Annotated in this window: 17 protein-coding genes, 1 tRNA gene and 1 pseudogene; 7 read left to right on the top strand and 12 right to left on the bottom strand. The window is 47.7% G+C overall.

Annotated elements, in window-relative coordinates:
- Window positions 1-170: 170 nt before the first annotated feature.
- From M3087_RS00610 to M3087_RS14355, 7 genes and pseudogenes are all read right to left on the bottom strand, one after another.
- On the bottom strand, window positions 171-902 hold the full coding sequence (locus M3087_RS00610; protein WP_071148004.1) for a hypothetical protein: 732 nt from the start codon (window positions 900-902) through the stop codon (window positions 171-173).
- A 6-nt stretch (window positions 903-908) separates the two neighbouring features.
- Window positions 909-1,835: a relaxase/mobilization nuclease domain-containing protein gene (locus M3087_RS00605; RefSeq protein ID WP_249092996.1), complete on the bottom strand. Its 927-nt coding sequence runs from the start codon at window positions 1,833-1,835 to the stop codon at window positions 909-911.
- Complete coding sequence (locus M3087_RS00600; RefSeq protein ID WP_022456182.1) at window positions 1,801-2,184, bottom strand: MobC family plasmid mobilization relaxosome protein; 384 nt, start codon at window positions 2,182-2,184, stop codon at window positions 1,801-1,803. Before M3087_RS00600 ends, M3087_RS00605 begins: the two co-directional genes overlap by 35 nt.
- Window positions 2,185-2,340: 156 nt before the next feature.
- The gene (locus M3087_RS00595; protein WP_249092994.1) at window positions 2,341-3,270 is read right to left on the bottom strand and encodes a toprim domain-containing protein; all 930 of its coding nucleotides are present in this window, start codon (window positions 3,268-3,270) and stop codon (window positions 2,341-2,343) included.
- 160 nt (window positions 3,271-3,430) lie between these two features.
- Complete coding sequence (locus tag M3087_RS00590) at window positions 3,431-4,429, bottom strand: AAA family ATPase (protein WP_410796765.1); 999 nt, start codon at window positions 4,427-4,429, stop codon at window positions 3,431-3,433.
- An 81-nt stretch (window positions 4,430-4,510) separates the two neighbouring features.
- A complete protein-coding gene (locus M3087_RS00585) occupies window positions 4,511-4,798 on the bottom strand; it encodes a helix-turn-helix domain-containing protein (RefSeq protein ID WP_249092990.1) in 288 nt (95 codons plus the stop codon).
- A 232-nt stretch (window positions 4,799-5,030) separates the two neighbouring features.
- A pseudogene (locus tag M3087_RS14355) lies at window positions 5,031-5,939 on the bottom strand (hypothetical protein).
- A gap of 267 nt (window positions 5,940-6,206) precedes the next feature.
- Here M3087_RS14355 and M3087_RS00570 point away from each other — a divergent pair.
- Both M3087_RS00570 and M3087_RS00565 read left to right on the top strand, forming a co-directional pair.
- Window positions 6,207-7,157, top strand: a complete 951-nt coding sequence (locus tag M3087_RS00570; RefSeq protein WP_317236685.1) for a hypothetical protein — start codon at window positions 6,207-6,209, stop codon at window positions 7,155-7,157.
- Window positions 7,158-7,173: 16 nt separating this feature from the next.
- On the top strand, window positions 7,174-7,359 hold the full coding sequence (locus tag M3087_RS00565; protein WP_249092986.1) for a DUF6722 family protein: 186 nt from the start codon (window positions 7,174-7,176) through the stop codon (window positions 7,357-7,359).
- Between the two features lie 175 nt (window positions 7,360-7,534).
- Here M3087_RS00565 and M3087_RS00560 read toward each other — a convergent pair whose 3' ends face one another.
- A complete protein-coding gene (locus M3087_RS00560) occupies window positions 7,535-7,870 on the bottom strand; it encodes a hypothetical protein (RefSeq protein ID WP_249092984.1) in 336 nt (111 codons plus the stop codon).
- Window positions 7,871-8,171: 301 nt separating this feature from the next.
- Here M3087_RS00560 and M3087_RS00555 point away from each other — a divergent pair, with 301 nt between their 5' ends.
- Window positions 8,172-9,149: a dihydroorotate dehydrogenase-like protein gene (locus M3087_RS00555; RefSeq protein ID WP_249092982.1), complete on the top strand. Its 978-nt coding sequence runs from the start codon at window positions 8,172-8,174 to the stop codon at window positions 9,147-9,149.
- Window positions 9,150-9,317: 168 nt separating this feature from the next.
- Window positions 9,318-11,012 (top strand): glycosyltransferase family 39 protein, encoded by a 1,695-nt coding sequence (locus tag M3087_RS00550; protein ID WP_249092980.1) that lies wholly within the window; start codon window positions 9,318-9,320, stop codon window positions 11,010-11,012.
- A 61-nt stretch (window positions 11,013-11,073) separates the two neighbouring features.
- Here the strand turns inward: M3087_RS00550 and M3087_RS00545 are convergent, their stop codons facing one another.
- From M3087_RS00545 to M3087_RS00535, 3 genes are read right to left on the bottom strand one after another with little or no spacing between them, the layout of a single operon-like run.
- Window positions 11,074-11,742, bottom strand: a complete 669-nt coding sequence (locus M3087_RS00545) for an RluA family pseudouridine synthase (protein ID WP_022385996.1) — start codon at window positions 11,740-11,742, stop codon at window positions 11,074-11,076.
- 5 nt (window positions 11,743-11,747) lie between these two features.
- Window positions 11,748-12,494 carry a 3-oxoacyl-[acyl-carrier-protein] reductase gene (gene fabG, locus M3087_RS00540; protein ID WP_022385997.1) on the bottom strand — a complete coding sequence of 249 codons (747 nt, stop codon included), beginning with the start codon at window positions 12,492-12,494 and terminating at the stop codon, window positions 11,748-11,750.
- A 36-nt stretch (window positions 12,495-12,530) separates the two neighbouring features.
- The gene (locus tag M3087_RS00535) at window positions 12,531-13,118 is read right to left on the bottom strand and encodes a TetR/AcrR family transcriptional regulator (RefSeq protein ID WP_022385998.1); all 588 of its coding nucleotides are present in this window, start codon (window positions 13,116-13,118) and stop codon (window positions 12,531-12,533) included.
- A 325-nt stretch (window positions 13,119-13,443) separates the two neighbouring features.
- Between M3087_RS00535 and M3087_RS00530 the strand changes: the two genes are divergently transcribed.
- A tRNA-Met gene (locus M3087_RS00530) sits at window positions 13,444-13,516 on the top strand.
- A 64-nt stretch (window positions 13,517-13,580) separates the two neighbouring features.
- Here the strand turns inward: M3087_RS00530 and M3087_RS00525 are convergent.
- A complete protein-coding gene (locus tag M3087_RS00525; RefSeq protein WP_249092978.1) occupies window positions 13,581-15,389 on the bottom strand; it encodes a DNA polymerase III subunit gamma/tau in 1,809 nt (602 codons plus the stop codon).
- 117 nt (window positions 15,390-15,506) lie between these two features.
- Between M3087_RS00525 and M3087_RS00520 the strand changes: the two genes are divergently transcribed.
- Both M3087_RS00520 and M3087_RS00515 read left to right on the top strand, forming a co-directional pair.
- A complete protein-coding gene (locus M3087_RS00520) occupies window positions 15,507-15,809 on the top strand; it encodes an FtsB family cell division protein (RefSeq protein ID WP_022386000.1) in 303 nt (100 codons plus the stop codon).
- 4 nt (window positions 15,810-15,813) lie between these two features.
- Window positions 15,814-16,158, top strand: coding sequence for a hypothetical protein (locus tag M3087_RS00515; RefSeq protein WP_106484677.1), 345 nt, complete (start codon window positions 15,814-15,816; stop codon window positions 16,156-16,158).
- Window positions 16,159-16,256: the final 98 nt, after the last annotated feature.

The raw sequence follows: 16,256 nt of genomic DNA, 5'->3' as shown, positions 1-16,256 counted from the left end.
ATAAAATCTTAACAATAAGATTTCACTTTTCTTTTTTCGTGAAAAATATCATATAAACCTTGACGATGGTCAAGGCTTGTCTAAAAAAATAGTCTGTTTGAATTACGTATAACTATTAAACTCAAAAGCCGAAGTTATGGGACTTATCCTTCACCTCGGCTTTTTGCTATTTACTGATTTCCTAACCTATCAGCTTCCTTTTTCAACTGCTCAGCCTGCTCATTAAGCAGCTTTGCCCGTTCCAAGGCTTCCGCCTGCCTGCGGCAACGTTCCTCAAAATCTAGTACCGAATCCGTCAGGTTGCGGATAAAACGCTCGTCCCGCTGCCACTTGAACTTATTCTCCAGTCTTTCAAGGGTATTGCCGTCCGCTTGTCCCTGCATCAGCAGATAACGGTATTTCATGTCGTTGTCCTGCAACTGCCCCATCCGTTCAGCCAGACGGACATTCAGGAACAGGGACGTGGCACAGACAATCAGACCTGCCGAAAAGAGGAATAGCTTCGGGCGTACCAAAGAAGTTACTTTGTTGTAAATCCGCCGATGAAACGGTACGGGTTTGGCTTCTTCTTTTTCTGCCATGCGCTCATCATGGTACCGCTTCATTGTTTCCAGCATTTCCTTGAGACAGCCGAAAGTGGCTACTACATAATTCTTGACCTCCCCGAAAGATTGCCGTTGTTCCTGTCCTGATTTCCGCAGTTCGGCAAGCCGGGTCAGGATGTCTTGCAACTCTTTTTCGGGAACCGCCGGGTTCCTGCGTAACTCAGACAATGCCCGTTCTATAGCCTCCAGTCGGGAAAGGGTTTCCTCGCGTCCGGCTGGCGTCACCTGCGCTTCCTGCTTCTCCTTCAGTTCCGTGACCATGGAGAGAAGCCCCTCTAAAATCAAATTTTCTTCCATATCCGTTTACAGTTTAAGTTGTCTTTTCTTTTTCTTCTTCTTTTTTCTCAGACTCCAGTCAATTTCTTCGTCCGATGGAGCAGACGGCGAAACATCGAACAAGCTGAACAAGCCGCCCATTGAAGGGCTGTCGTTCCTTTGCGGTGTTTGCTCAGGCTCCAAAATAGGTGCGGAAACTATCTGCTGGCTATTTTTTACGGTATCCATTCCTGCGTTCCCGAAATGCTTATCCAGTTTGGAGAAGCTGAAATTGCGGTCTATTTCCGAACCTTTGAACGTATAGGCACCTTTGGTGAAGGAGATGCCCTGCACTTCGTCTGTACGCCCTTTATACTTGAAGCGGATGCCGATGCCCTTTTCTGCCAGCCGCTCCTGTAACTGCCGCCAACTTTTGGACTTGCCGATTTCATTCCTCACAGCCGTGTAAATCTCGTATTTCGACTTGTCCGGCTCTTTCAGGCGATGCCGCTTAACCAGTTCCTTGCCTTTGGCGAAGTATAGCCCGTGCTTGGCTTTCAGCTTCTTGCACACCTGCTCGTTGCGGTACATGTCGTTCCTGTCCGAGATGGTCTTGCCGTTGTTGTCTATGCGATTGAACACGATATGCACATGCGGATGCTCCCTGTCTTGGTGGCGCACGATGATGTACTGCGTATCGGTGATTTTCATCTCTCGCATATACTCTTGCGCAAGTTGTATCATCTTCTCGTCCGTCAGCTTGGGCGCATCGTTTACCGAATAGCTCAGCGCGATATGTCCGACTGGCTTGCCCAGACGGGGATTCATGGAGGCTTGTGCGCAGAAGCAGCGGATGATGTCCTGCCTGCTTTCCGTCAGTACTCCGTCTGCATGGAGCAAGACCGCCTGCTGCTTGCCCAGCACGTAGTCCACACAGCCCTTAAACCCGCTTCCTTTCCTTATTTTTCCAATCATCCGACAAATGGCTTATGATTTCCACTATCCTGTTCTTAAGTTTCACCAGTTCGACCGCCACTTTCGCAAAGCCTCCGGCATTTGCCCGGTGTGCCAGCTGGTTGATGTTGTTCGCTTCGCCTGCCAGTTTGCGGAGGATGTCCGTATCCTGCCTGTTCAGCCGGGGCGTTATCTCTGCCGACACGACAGCCTGCCGCACATACTCGCTGACACGCAGCCCGGCTTCTGATGCCCGCTTCCTAACGGCGTAATACTGCAACTCGGTCAGCTTCGTGCTGACCACACGTCTTTGCTTGTCTATCCGGTTTTTTGCCGGACGACCGCCTGATTTGTTCCTTGTATCTGTCATACATTTTTGTCTTTGGAAGTTGTCTTGAAAATTGCGACCGACGGGAGCGGTTTCCTTTGCGGGGAGCAAAGCAAGGCGGTTTCGGTCTACCGAAACATAACCTTGCTTCCCCTAAGAAACGTCTGCCCGTTACTCACAGTGTCTATCTCCGCCGGGTTAGATTCCCCTGCCTTTCTTCTGCCTTAGCAGCAGTTTCTGTCCGTTTTTCTGTTCCTGCTTCCTGCCGCACAGGTAATCGTTCAGGTCGGAATATTCCCGGTAATTGTGCGAGAAATCCCGTACCCGATAGGAGTATTCCGCTGTGATGGCTTGCGTTGCCCGGATGCCTGCCCCGTCATTGTCGAGCAGGCAGTGGATGCGTTCATACTGCCCCAATGCGTCAATGGCTTTCTGTACATTGGCGGTGGAGTTGAGTATGACGTAATCCTGCCTGTCAAGGTTGGGCATGACAGGGCAGTTCTTTGTCCTTAGCGTGAGGAATGAAAGATAATCCATGAAGCCTTCGAACACCAGGCACTTCTCCCTCGGTTCGCCCTGTTGCCGGATATGGGTGATGTCTTTCGGGGCGATGCAGCCTTTGAAAAAGGAGTTGCGCACCTCGTAGCCGCCAGCCACATTCGGGAAACCGATGGCGAAGTAGGGCTTGCCGTCATGAGTGAAACGCAGTTCCCTGCATTCTCTTTTTGCCAGTGTAAGGTCAATGCCACGCCCCTGCAAGTAACGGAGCAATGCCGGATGGGTGAGGTCGCGGACTTTCAAATGTTGAAAACTCGGTGCCGACCTTTGCTGCCGAAAAGAAAAACTGACCGGGCGGACATGCTGTGCCTGTTCTGCTATCCGGTTTAAGAGGTACGGCAGATGGTCGGAACAGTAAAGTTCCTGTGCCAGTGCGATGATGTTGCCGCCTTTGCCAGCCCCGAAGTCATACCATTGTTCCCGTTCTGTGTTTACTTTAAAGGATGCTTCATGTTCCTCCCTCAGTGGCGATTTGTACCATAGATTCGCTCCCTGCTGCTTGACGGGTGAATATCCCAGACTGTGCAGGTAATCGGTGATGGGTATTTTCTTTGCTTCTTCAATGTTCATAATGCAAACTTTTTAGTGGATGATGAATAATTGGGAAGTGTACCAGTCCGGTTTAGACCTTCATATATACGCCCGTACTGTACCGGACTTGATTGCCGGGAGTGACGGGAAACGGGAAGTCTGTTCCCCTTATATATGTCCGAACTAAACCAAACCTGTTTTAGTAGTGAAAATCGGGATTGTAACGGTATCCCTTTCCTTCCTTTACAATCATACGCTTGTTCACGAGGAACGTGTTCAATGCCACGAGGACATTGCGTCCCCGCTCGTAGCCGATGCTTGCATAGCCCTGCTTCAACGCCTGTATGACGTTGGAATAGCCCTGCACGGTGCGCTTGCCGAAACCGTTTTCCAACGCCGTGCGGTGCTGCTGTTCAGTCAGTTCCGTAAGCGGGAAACTTTTTTCCTGCTTGGGCTGCTGGAATACATAGCCGTCCACGACTTCGGGCAATGCGCTGTCGTTGATGCGGAAGGCGAAAGGCTCGAAGTCCCGGTCGCGTATATGTGCCGCCTTTACCTCGCTGATGTTCCCGTCCTGCGTGCTCTTGGTGATTTGCAGGACGGTTTCCGCCTTGTTGTTCAGTTCCGTGCCGATATGTCCCCTCGTATTGTCATCCCCCTTGTTCAGATGCAGCACGGTATGAATGTGCAGGTTGTATCCGCTTGACCAGCGCATGAGCAGGTTTATCAGGTCGGTCGATTCGCTGGGGCTGTTGATGTCATACATCAGGTCGCGGATGCCGTCAATGATGAGCAGCCCCACATCGGGCATGTTCTCCAGCATATACTCGATAATCCGCTTCCGCATGTCAGGGGTCTGTTCCCGAAGTACGATGAAAACAAAGTCGTCCCTGTCTTGGTCGGTCGGCAGCCCGGCAAGCCGCAGGATGCGTTCCATCACCTTGTGGCAATGGTATCTGCTCTGTTCGGTGTCCACATAAAGGATTTTCCGTTTGTCCGGAGGCAGGCACGCCGAATAGTGCAGCACCTCGTCATTGGTCAGTGCCGCTGCAACGATGGCGGAGATGTTGAACGTCTTTTTGCTTTTCGCCTTTCCTGTGGACGCGCTGAAATTGCCCAAAGTCCCGATGGTGGAGCCGTTCACCCAAAGGATTTCGGGCGGCACGTCGTAGGTATCTGTCACTTTTAGGCGGATGATCTTCCAAAGAGCTGCGAAGTCCTCCTTTTTTCATGATGGCACTCCCTTTAGCCTCTATGCTTTCTTTGTTTTCCATGGGCTTTACTTCTTTAAGGAACGGTTAAGGACATACTTCTGCGCTTCATGCTCTATCTGCGTTTTGGTCTTTACCGGATTCTGGCGGAGCCATGCTTCCAGTTCAGACTTCTCGAAATAGAGCATCTTCCCCTGCGGCTTGTAGTGGGGAATCAGGTTGCCTGAAGTCAGCTTGTAGAGATAGCTTTTCGACAGGCAGAGGAATGCGCTCGCTTCATCGAAGCTAAGCACATTCTTGGTCATAAACAGCATTCTTTCGAGTTCTTCCACTCGCATTTCCAAAGTTTTTTCCATATTGCTTGAAACTTTTTGGTGAAACAATATGAAGGTGCGCACCCTCGTTTTATTTTTGATGGGGCAAAAATCGGCATCCTCCAAAACATCAACACATAAGTTACGGGTAACTCACGTGAAATATTTTTGTTTTGACCTATGCCGACATGCCGCATCGTTTTGTTAACGGGGGCAAAGTTAAAGGCTTGGAAATTAAGTCTAATTGAGCTTTGTTTGACCGCTCAGACTATGCTCAACCTTTTTGCAGTTGCTTGATGTATTTGTCTATGATTTCGTATCCTTTCGGGTAGATGCACTTCACGTTGTCTGTCGCGCTCGACAAGTCGCTGCGTGTGAGGTATTTGTCTTTTATCTTGGCAAGTACCAGCTTGTTGTTGGCTATGACGGACTGCCACTCATAAGCGATATAGTTGTAGCAGCTAAGCTGCATCATCAGATAAGCCAGCAAGCGGTTGTTGTTGGACTTCAATACCCCGTTCAGTTTGCAGGCGAAGAAGTCCGAAAGGATTTTCGGGGTGATTGTCGTGGTGAATATGTGCGCTTCGTTGATACATTCGACCAACAGTTTGATTTGTTGCGTTGTAAGGACTGATTTGAATGGATTGGATTTCCCGACTATCTTGGTCGGCTCAGGCTGTGCCTTCTCTTCTTCTTTTGGCTGTTCTTCTGATTTCTCATCCAAAGGAACAGAGGCATGACTGGCGTCCTCCGATTGTTGGAGGTATTCCAGATATTGGGTCTGCATGACAAGGCGCACAATGGAAGAAAAGAACGGAAGCTACTCATCATAGCAAGTGGAAGATTGCAGGTATTTGTCCATATCAAAAGAAGAACATTGGAACGAAATATATTTTTTCCGCTTGTCAAAAGAGAGATTCTCGAAGAAACCGCTTTCCCAAAGGAAGTCCGGCATCAGTATGTCAAAACGTATATTGTGCAGGGCACGGTTCTTTTGGCATAGGGATACAAGGTTCTCGGTCACGTTGAAAATTTCTTGCCGGATGTAGTCATTCATTTGCGCTTCCGTCAGGTATTCACGCTTTAAGGCAAGCGCATTAGTTTTCATCCCGTATTCATGGGCAACACATTTATCAAGTAACTGCTGTATCTTTTTGAAGTTGGTTTCTCTGAAATCTTCCATATACGTTGTGCATTAAAATCGGTTTGGGTTACAAAGATAAGTGATGGATACCGTTTTCAAAGCAAACAAAAGCAGGAGAAAGGAAGAAATATGCAACATCTTCGTTAATAAAGCATAAATATAAGGTTGATAAAACGGCGAAAGTACTCTTTCTTTTTCTTTTCGTCAGGAAGTACACTTTTAGTACGCCCGATAAAAAGAAGAATCCTTGATAATCAGTTGATTACCAAGGATTTGAAGTACCCAGCCCCGGTATACATGGAGGATATGCCCATCGATGTGGAGTACTGGGGAAAGTACGGCAAGACGGACGAGATTCAGATACGGGAGTGTGGAGAGGATGAAGTGACGATTCGACCGAACTACACGGAATATGGTTATGAGTGTTATCAGAACGAAGGTAAGGTATTCGGTTTATTTTGGACTGGATGGTGTTCTTTTGAAGGCAAGCTCCGCTTTGTCCTGATGCAGAACGGACGGATTGTCGAGCAATACCAGCCGATTGACATCCAAGTAGAGTCTGGACAATGGGATGGAAAATATATCCAATGCTATGTGACTGTATCTCCTGGGATGTATGAATTGGTCCCGCTATTCCAAAAGAAGGGAGAAAGCTCGTGGTTTATGGCAGTGGATTATGAAAACGGCAGCACGCAGGAAGAATGGATGTACGAGGTTCTTCCTCCGGCACCGGATAACCTGCCGGCGCTCCGGATGATGCAGGTCGAGGGTCGAGAGTATAACTCATTTCTAGTAGACAGGGTTCCAGATGGTTCTCCTTGGAACTTGATTTATACCATTTCCAACAAAGGGGAAGGTGCCCTACGTGGTGAGATTCAGGCACGTTGGGAACGTGAGTTCAAGTTGAGGTCTAACTCCTACCGACCGAGTACTAAATACTCCAAGGGGACTGAAAATGACATTGAGTGGAATGATGTTGTCGGTCAGACACAAATAGAAATTCCAAGTGGTACAAGGTTTTGGAAGGGTAAAATGGAAATTCTTATCCCGAAGGGACGGCTAGAACCCAAACATAATGGAGTAGGATATGCTGGAGGTATATTACACTTATATTGGCGAGCTGAAGGAAGCGATAGATGGATACTGCTTCGCCAAGATGCAGACTTTCTGTTTAACAGAAATTTTGATGGCGGTATTTATTCTTTATTGGACAATACAACAAATCATTTAGACCTTTCCCTGTATAGTTGGCGATAAATTTATATCTTTGCTTATGAGCAAAGAATTAGGAAAATGGCTGATGGATGTAGCAAAATATATGGTAACAGCTTTGCTACTGTCTTCTGTTTTCGGAGATTTGGAAAGTCCATTAATACTCATCTCTATAATCGTTGCATCAGGTTCAACATTAGGAGCTGGACTATGGCTGGTTAGAAACAAAAAAGAAAAGGAGGAATAAATATGGGTGCAATTGTAGTATCTATTTTCGTTACTGTCGTAGCTATTGTTGGGGTTGTTTACTTTAACTACCAAGACAAGAAAAAGCCCCAAAAGCTAAGTAACCAAGAAAAATGAGAAAAACATCCCCTGTCGCAATGAACGGCAGGGGATGTTTTTTTTGAGGTTCTTTATCACTAATTAAGATCAGGATAGTATATAGGATTATAATAAATACGGATGATAACCTTCATATTTGCTTCTGCTACAAAAGATACAGCTCCAGCATGCGCCCCTCCTCTTGGAGCATTTACATCGCTGCTTATTACATCTATGTATTCGACGGTTGCTTCCGGACGGTATCTTCCGTCAATGCGGATGGTTGATTGGTCAACAACTACGACTACGGAAGCCCCCTTCTCTATTTTGAAACTTCCTGTAGCTCCATTGAATTGATAGCTCTTGGCATGGGTCTCATCAGTCACTTTTACAAAAGCCTCGTAGTTGACCAAAGTTCCCAAATTAGGATTCATGTTCCGTTCGAAAGAGACATCCACTGTCACAAATTCTTGCTTGACAAACCGAGCTATGAATGTACTTCCGGCATGGACGAAATACGTACCAACCTGGGACAGGGAGTGTTCACCCCGAATTTTGAAGATGAATGGAGACGGCTGGAGTCAGTCTTGCAAAAAGATGCTTCCGAGAGGGTGTAAAAATCCATCGGCTGCGTACGCATTCTTTATTATTGTTGTACCTTTGCAGCATAGCGCGGTGGGCGATTGACCCGTAAGCCCGCTCACAGAAAGACTTAAGAACTAAAAAGCTCAAATAATGGAAAGACTGAAAACCACCTTTGCCGGACTGGACTTGAAGAATCCGTTCATTGTCAGCAGTTCGGGATTGACCGATAGTGCCGAGAAGAACCGTCAGCTGGAGCAGGCGGGGGCAGGCGCCATCGTCCTTAAATCGCTTTTCGAAGAACAGATCATGTGGCAGGCCGCCCATCATGCAGCCGAGACGGACTACCCCGAGGCGGGTGACTACTTGCAGGGTTACCTTCGTGCCCACTACCTGGATGAATATACCCGTCTGGTGAAAGAGACCAAGAAGGTGTGCACGATTCCTGTGATCGCCAGCATCAACTGCTACACGGACCGCGAATGGGAAGAGTATGCCAAGGTGATCAAACAGGCCGGAGCGGATGCTATCGAGCTGAACCTGATGGCGCTCCAGGCATCCGTGGATTATCAATACGGTTCCTTTGAACAGCGTCACATTGATATCCTGAAACACGTGAGGGAGCAGGTGCATGTGCCGGTCATCGTCAAGCTCGGAAGCAACCTGACGAATCCCGTGAAGCTCATCGCACAGCTTCAAGCCAACGGGGCAGCAGCCGTGGTGTTGTTCAACCGCTTCTATCATACGGATATTGACATCGACAAGCTGGAATATACTGCCGGCCACGTGCTCAGTCACGAGAGTGAGCTTGCCAACTCCCTGCGTTGGATAGGCATTGCCTCCGGAGCAGTGGGACGCATAGACTATGCGGCATCCGGAGGTGTGACTTCCGGACGGGATATCGTCAAGAGCATCCTGGTGGGTGCTTCGGCTGTGGAAGTATGCAGCGCACTGTATAAGGAGGGTGCAAAAGCCATTTATCCCATGCTGGAAGCCATGCGCGACTGGATGGCACTGCACGGTTATGAGACCGTCGGCCAGTTCAAGGGCATGATGGCTGCCAAGGACCCCGAACAGGTGAATGCCTTTGAACGCACGCAGTTCATGAAATATTTCGGTGAAAAGAAATAAATGTACTTACTCTTTTTTACGCAGACGACGCGGATGACGCAGGTTGTGTAGTCCCTGAAATAATCTCGGGAGATGAACCTTGCATCATCCGCGTTGTCGGTATCTGAGAGGGACGGCATGCGATGCGTCCCCGTGTACAGACAGTGTCTAACTCAATCTATCATGTAAATGAAAAATAAAACATTCTTATTGATTCTACTCTGCGTCTGCATCGTCACGGTGTTCCCTTTCCTGGGGGAAACCTTGTTCCAAAGCAAGGGGGAGCCGCGTGAAGCCATAGTGGCAGTGTCGATGCTCCAAACGGACAACTGGATTCTCCCCATCAACAATGGTGGAGATATCGCCTACAAACCCCCGTTCTTCCATTGGTGTATCGCAGCCTTCTCAACCCTTGCCGGACAGGTGACGGAATATACCTCGCGGTTGCCGTCAGCGCTTGCCATGATTCTGATGGTCGTCTGTGTCTACTTGTTTTATGCCCGCCGACGAGGAACAGAAGTGGCATTGGTGACAGCCCTGGTCACCCTCACAGCCTTCGAGGTGCATCGTGGCGGATGGGCCTGTCGCGTGGATATGGTGTTGACACTCTTCATAGTGCTTGCCTTGCTGCAGCTCTTCCGTTGGCAGGAGAGGGGCGGACGCGGTTTCCCCTATTGGGCGGTTCTGTGGATGAGCTGTGCGACGTTGACCAAAGGTCCGGTAGGCATCATTCTGCCTTGTCTGGTGACAGGAGTATTCATGCTTCTCAGAGGACGCCGCTTCTGGTATGCAGTCGGTAAGATGGCTGTGATTGCCGTGGCGTCCTGTGTGTTGCCGGCGGTGTGGTATATTGCGGCCTACCAACAGGGAGGGGAGGAATTCTTCAATCTGGTGATGGAAGAGAATTTCGGGCGTTTCATGGGCAAGATGAGCTATGAGTCGCACGTGCATGGCATGCACTATAATTTCATCACGGTCCTGTCGGGGTATGTGCCATACACCTTGTTGCTTGTCATGGCATTGCCGTGGGCGATCCGTCGGTTGCGTGCCTGGCAACGTCCGAAGCATTGGTGGCAGTCGTTCAAGACTTATATCCGGGAAATGGATGAGGCGCGGCTTTTCTCCCTGCTGAGCATTGTTCTTATCTTCGTGTTTTACTGCATTCCCAAGAGCAAGCGCAGCACCTACCTTCTTCCCATTTATCCCTTCCTCGCTTATTTCCTGGCAGAGTTCCTGCTTGGGCTGTCGGGCAGACGGTCGCCGTTGTTGCGTGCCTATGGTGTCATACTGTCTGTCGTCGCTTTTCTGCCGATGCTTGCCTTTTTCCTCATCAAAGGCGGTGTGGTGTCCCGGTTCATTCCGGCTGATAAGGCTGAGTCAAGCTTTGGACTGATTGTTAATATTATGGAGACTACGCCGATTGACTGGATACATTGGGTTTACATTGTACTTCCCGTAGTGGCAATCTTTATTTTCGTGAAGTATGTAAGGGAGAAGCGCGCCTTGCTTTATCCCGTGTTGGGACTTGTCTTCACCATCTATATCTCGCTCGATTCGGTCTACCAGCCGGAGGTGATGAATGCCAAGTCGGACAAGCCCATTGCGGAAGACATCCGTGCGCAAGTGCCAGAAGGTAATCTATACAGTTACATTTCCATTGATATGATGCGTTACTTCACGGTGAATTTCTATCTGGACAATCGGGTACTCCAGTTTGAGAACGAGCAGCCGCGTGAAGGCTACCTGCTGATTGGTCCGAATGACTATGAATCATTTGTCAAACGTCATACGAACTATGAGTTTGAAGAGGTATACCGCAGTGTGAAGAAGAGCTGTGATACGAAGCAACCGATTGTGATGTATCGTTTCCGGATGAAGCATTAAGGGCGAATATGATGATACTAAAAAAGGTAATGTGACGTCCATTCACATTACCTTTTTTTATTTAGGATTGAAAACCTTTCCACAGATTGCCTTCCGGCAAGGGGGCCTCCAGCTCAATCAGCTCCTTGGAGACAGGATGTATGAAGCTCACCCGACGTGCATGCAGGCAGATGCTTCCATCGGGGTTGGAACGGGGAAATCCATATTTCAAATCTCCCTTGATGGGACATCCGATCTTTGCCAGTTGGCAACGTATCTGGTGATGGCGCCCTGTCTTCAAATCGACTTCCAGCAAGAAGTAATTCTCCGAATGGCCAATGAGCTTATAGTGCAGGATGGCTTTCTTCGCTCCGGGCTTCTCACGGTCGTATGCATACGATTTGTTCTGCTTCTCGTTACGCACCAGGTAATGCTCCAGAGTTGCTTCGGTCTCTTGTGGGCAATTCTTCACAATCGCCCAATACGTCTTGTGTACATCACCATTCTTGAACATCTCGTTCAAGCGTGCCAGTGCCTTGCTGGTCTTGGCAAACACCACAAGTCCGCTTACCGGACGGTCAAGGCGGTGGGTTACACCGATGAACACATTCCCGGGTTTATTGTATTTCTCCTTCAGGTAATGTTTCACCAGTTCTGATAGCGGTGTATCCCCCGTTTTGTCTCCCTGGACAATTTCAGAAGCCGTTTTGCTGACGACAATGATGTGGTTGTCTTCGTAGATGACTTTCATGCAGCTTACATGTTCATGCCGCCATCCACCTGGATTACCTGTCCGCTGACATAGGAAGACATGTCGGAAGCCAGGAAGGTAGCAATGTTTGCCACATCTTCAGGGGTACCTCCACGACGGAGAGGAATCTTCTTGCACCATTCGGCCTTTACTTCCTCAGACAGCTTGGCCGTCATATCGGTAATGATGAATCCCGGAGCGATGGCGTTGGCGCGGATGCCACGTGAACCCAACTCTTGTGCGATGGATTTTGCCAAGCCGATCATTCCAGCTTTGGAGGCTGAGTAGTTGCACTGTCCGGCATTGCCATGTACACCGACAACTGAGGCCATGTTGATGATGCTTCCTGATTTCTGACGCATCATGATGGGTGTGCACGCATGAATGAAGTTGAAGGCAGATTTCAAGTTCACGGCGATTACCGCATCCCATTGAGCCTCGCTCATGCGCATCATCAGACCATCTTTGGTAATACCTGCATTGTTCACCAGGATATCCACCGAACCAAAATCCTCTTTGATTTGGTTGACAACTTTCTCGGTCTCTTCAAAGTTGGCAGCGTTGGATGCATAACCCTTCACTTTCACGCCAAAAGCGGCAATTTCTTTTTCTGTATTTTGCCCGTTTTCGTCAATCACCAAGTCAGTAAAAGCAATGTTTGCACCTTCAGCTGCAAACTTCAGTGCAATCGCCTTGCCAATGCCGCGTGCAGCACCGGTCACGATTGCAGTCTTTCCAGTTAGTAAACCCATAGTTTTTCGTATTTATTAGTGATAAGTAATTCTTGTTCATTCCATTTTTCCCAAAGCTCCGAAGACCAGCTTCTCAACGCATCTTTTACTCTCTTCGTCAGGGACTCCGTCTCCAATCAGTCCACGGATGTATGGGATTTCAATGCCTTTGATGGAATAATGCAGGATATCTGCCACCAGGTTGACATTCTCTATATGAAATACCCCTTTTTCATTTCCTTCTGTCAGAATGTCCCTGTATAGCTGGATTTCCTGTTTGTCGAATTCTTTCCGGCATGTTTCCACAGTCCAGATATCGCGGAAGAAGGATGCTTTGAGTGTTCCGTTGCGGTAAACCACTTCCTTCACAATACTCAAGCGGGTATAAATGAGCTCCAGGATCTTTTCGTCGGGTGGGATGTTCTTGACAACTACCGTTTTCATTTCTTCAGAAAGTCGGTTCAGTTCTGATTCTATGACGGCCCAGTAAATGTCTTCCTTGCTTTTGAAATAAGTATATAAGGTACGTCTTCCCTTTTTGGAAGCCAAAGCAATGTCATTCATCGTGGTGTCATCTACTCCTTTCCTGGCAAACAACTGTCTTGCCACCTCGACTAAAAGATTCCTTGTTTTAGATATCGCCATAGAGAATTCCCTTCCGTATACTTATTATTAATGTAAATCACTGGCGAAAATAGTACATTTCTTTTTATTTACAAAAGGATTGTGGATATTCTTCTCGCTTTCTTCAGAATGGAAGTTGTAGTCCGATTACGCTTCTTCAGTGAGGCTCTGGTGGAAAAACAGACAAAAAAATCTCATGAATATTCAATTGCTAATTTATTGTTTATTAGTGTTCTATCGATGCTGTATTTAAAAAGCTGCAAAAAAAGTGCTGCAAATGTTTGCTAGTAACAAAAAAAGCCGTACCTTTGCATCGCAATTGAGAAACAAAGCAATTGATAAACATCGCGGAGTGGAGCAGTTGGTAGCTCGTTGGGCTCATAACCCAAAGGTCGTCTGTTCGAGTCAGGCCTCCGCAACTAAAATGAGGATAGATTGTTAGAAATGACAATTTATCCTTTTTTTTGTTTTGGGCTTGTCTGATCAGGAGAACTCCAGTCCGAATGCTTCGCGCAAAAGTTGTAAATTAGGATTTTTCTGGTTCATCATTTGGAACTGTTCCACGCGGTTGTATGCCTTGGTGAGTTCCTGAGGCGTACTGATACGCACCGTCATGATGATTTTTGAGTTATGAAGCTGTTTGCGCAAATGTGCTTGTATTTGCGGTATCATATCCTTCATGTATTTTTCAACAATTTCATTGTCAACCATTACCTCGAACGTTGTGTCATTCAGCAGGTGAGGAGTCATGGCTTTCATGCGTCCGGCATTGGCCGCTTCTTCTACCGGCAGGAGATTGGCGTATTCAAACCAATAAAAACGGAGGTCTTTCTCATTAAAGATGTAATCCTCCTGAACGGTAGCCGGGGTAGCCGTAGTTGCAGACTGCTGTTTTTCGGCTGTAGGCGCCGGGTATGGACTTTTAATAGAGACTCCTAAATTACCAAATTTCACCTTCGGAATCTTGTTCTCGGCTTTTGGCTCAGGGGTAGGAGCCTGGTGTTGGGACGATTGTGCTTGTTGAGGCTGTGTGGCAGCCGATGCCGAACCGGACTGTAAAACATGTGCAGGTTTGGTCGGCGCAGTCTGTTGAACCGATGAGGTGGCTGCCGGCGCTGAGGGTTGCGTGGCAGCCTGTTTAGTGAATATGGGTTTTAATGCTCGTGTAGGGCATTGCCCCACACCAGGCGCTTCGTCGTCACTGGTGAGTTGTGCCAACTGTATGAGCGTCAGTTCTACAAGGAGGCGCTTGTTCTTACTGATACGGTAGTTCAAGTCACAGTCGTTGCAAAGCTTCATGGCCCGGTAGAGGAACTTGGGGGCACAGCGCAGGGCTTGTTCCTGATATCGTTGACGGACACTATCGCTTACTTCCAGCAGAGGCAGGGTCACCTGATCACGACTGACCAGCAGGTCGCGGAAGTGTGCTCCCAGTCCGGTGATGAAATGACTTCCGTCGAATCCTTTGCTAAGAATTGTGTTGAAGAGCATCATGGCATCGGACACTTTGTTCCCAAGAACCAGATCGGTCATCTGGAAGTAATATTCGTAATCCAGTACGTTCAAGTTGGCGATGACACTCTTGTAAGTAACATTGCCTTGTGTGAAACTGACAACCTGGTCAAAGATGGAGAGTGCGTCACGCATGCCACCATCTGCTTTTTGTGCGATCACGTTCAAAGCTTCAGGCTCTACCTGTATGTTCTCCTTTTGTGCCACATAGAGCAGGTGTTCGACCGTATCGTTGACACTGATGCGGTTGAAATCGTAAATCTGGCATCGGGAGAGGATAGTCGGGAGAATCTTGTGCTTTTCTGTGGTAGCAAGGATGAAGATGGCATGATGGGGAGGCTCTTCCAATGTTTTCAGAAAAGCATTGAATGCAGCCTGTGACAGCATGTGCACCTCGTCAATGATATAGACCTTATAGTTGCCTATTTGAGGCGGAATGCGTACCTGTTCGATGAGCGAACGTATATCTTCTACCGAGTTGTTTGAGGCGGCATCCAGCTCATGGATGTTGAAGGAGCGTTGTTCGTTGAAGGCACGGCACGATTCGCATTCGTTGCAGGCTTCGCCCTCCGGTGTCAGGTGCAGGCAGTTGATTGTCTTGGCAAAGATGCGGGCACACGTGGTTTTCCCGACGCCGCGAGGACCACAGAAAAGATAGGCATGCGCCAGTTTCTGCGTGAGGATTGCATTCTTGAGCGTGGTGGTCAGCGCTTTCTGCCCGACAACGGAGTCAAACGTTGCAGGACGATATTTTCGGGCTGATACAATATAGTTTTCCATCCAAATGGCAATTTTAGTCTAAGTTGGTTGCAAATGTACATTAAATAAATTGTTTTTATAGCTTCTTCCTCTCGAAAACTTTCTATCTTTGCAAGGATTTAAAATGGCAAATCTGTTATGAATAAATTAGTTAGGGGATGGAACTTCATCCGCCGACATAAATACCTGATTACTACTGTTGCTTTCGTTGTTGTGATTGGTTTCATTGACGAAAACAACCTGATACGCCGTGCCAAATATCAATATGAGATCATTACGCTCCGTAAGGAAATCAACCATTATCGGGAAATGTTTGAACGGGATACGGAGCGGTTGGATGAACTGCAATCCAGCCCTGACGGAATTGAGAAGGTGGCACGTGAACGCTATCTGATGAAGTCGCCCGATGAGGATATTTACATTTTTGAAAAGACTGAATGAACGTATGAATAAAAAGCTTCTTGGTTACATGGCTGCGGTGGGAGCCGTGTTGATTTTAATTGGTGCCGGGTCATATATTACCGGCTGGTTGCTTTCTCCCTATCTGTATACGGTGGGTGCCGTGTTGTTTGCCATCGCACAGTTAATGTCACGTTACGAAGGAAACAACCTGGTGATTCGTCGGTTGCGACGTCAGCAGATATTTGGTGCACTGTTGCTTTTGGTTACTTCGGTCTGCATGTTTACCCTGCATCGTAATGAATGGATTGTCTGTTTGACCATAGCCGCTATTTTAGAACTTTATACAGCCTTTCGCATACCTGCTGAGATGGAGAAGGAAAAATTTTAATTAGACCTAAATGTGTAGGGATTATTTTAATTAATAATAAAAACTTTCTGCCTCAATTCGAATGGTTGTACTTTTGTCGCTCCAAATGAATTGTATTT

The sequence above is a fragment of the Mediterranea sp. ET5 genome (assembly GCF_023337025.1).
Taxonomy (GTDB): domain Bacteria; phylum Bacteroidota; class Bacteroidia; order Bacteroidales; family Bacteroidaceae; genus Phocaeicola_A.
Note: the sequence above shows the minus strand (reverse complement) of the source record. Positions and strands in the feature narration are given on the sequence as shown.

Coding starts and splice junctions, on each gene's coding strand:
- M3087_RS00610 (WP_071148004.1), bottom strand. CDS start 902: ATGGAAGAAAATTTGATTTTAGAGGGGCTTCTCTCCATGGTCACGGAA.
- M3087_RS00605 (WP_249092996.1), bottom strand. CDS start 1,835: ATGATTGGAAAAATAAGGAAAGGAAGCGGGTTTAAGGGCTGTGTGGAC.
- M3087_RS00600 (WP_022456182.1), bottom strand. CDS start 2,184: ATGACAGATACAAGGAACAAATCAGGCGGTCGTCCGGCAAAAAACCGG.
- M3087_RS00595 (WP_249092994.1), bottom strand. CDS start 3,270: ATGAACATTGAAGAAGCAAAGAAAATACCCATCACCGATTACCTGCAC.
- M3087_RS00585 (WP_249092990.1), bottom strand. CDS start 4,798: ATGGAAAAAACTTTGGAAATGCGAGTGGAAGAACTCGAAAGAATGCTG.
- M3087_RS00570 (WP_317236685.1), top strand. CDS start 6,207: ATGCCCATCGATGTGGAGTACTGGGGAAAGTACGGCAAGACGGACGAG.
- M3087_RS00565 (WP_249092986.1), top strand. CDS start 7,174: ATGAGCAAAGAATTAGGAAAATGGCTGATGGATGTAGCAAAATATATG.
- M3087_RS00560 (WP_249092984.1), bottom strand. CDS start 7,870: ATGAATCCTAATTTGGGAACTTTGGTCAACTACGAGGCTTTTGTAAAA.
- M3087_RS00555 (WP_249092982.1), top strand. CDS start 8,172: ATGGAAAGACTGAAAACCACCTTTGCCGGACTGGACTTGAAGAATCCG.
- M3087_RS00550 (WP_249092980.1), top strand. CDS start 9,318: ATGAAAAATAAAACATTCTTATTGATTCTACTCTGCGTCTGCATCGTC.
- M3087_RS00545 (WP_022385996.1), bottom strand. CDS start 11,742: ATGAAAGTCATCTACGAAGACAACCACATCATTGTCGTCAGCAAAACG.
- fabG (WP_022385997.1), bottom strand. CDS start 12,494: ATGGGTTTACTAACTGGAAAGACTGCAATCGTGACCGGTGCTGCACGC.
- M3087_RS00535 (WP_022385998.1), bottom strand. CDS start 13,118: ATGGCGATATCTAAAACAAGGAATCTTTTAGTCGAGGTGGCAAGACAG.
- M3087_RS00525 (WP_249092978.1), bottom strand. CDS start 15,389: ATGGAAAACTATATTGTATCAGCCCGAAAATATCGTCCTGCAACGTTT.
- M3087_RS00520 (WP_022386000.1), top strand. CDS start 15,507: ATGAATAAATTAGTTAGGGGATGGAACTTCATCCGCCGACATAAATAC.
- M3087_RS00515 (WP_106484677.1), top strand. CDS start 15,814: ATGAATAAAAAGCTTCTTGGTTACATGGCTGCGGTGGGAGCCGTGTTG.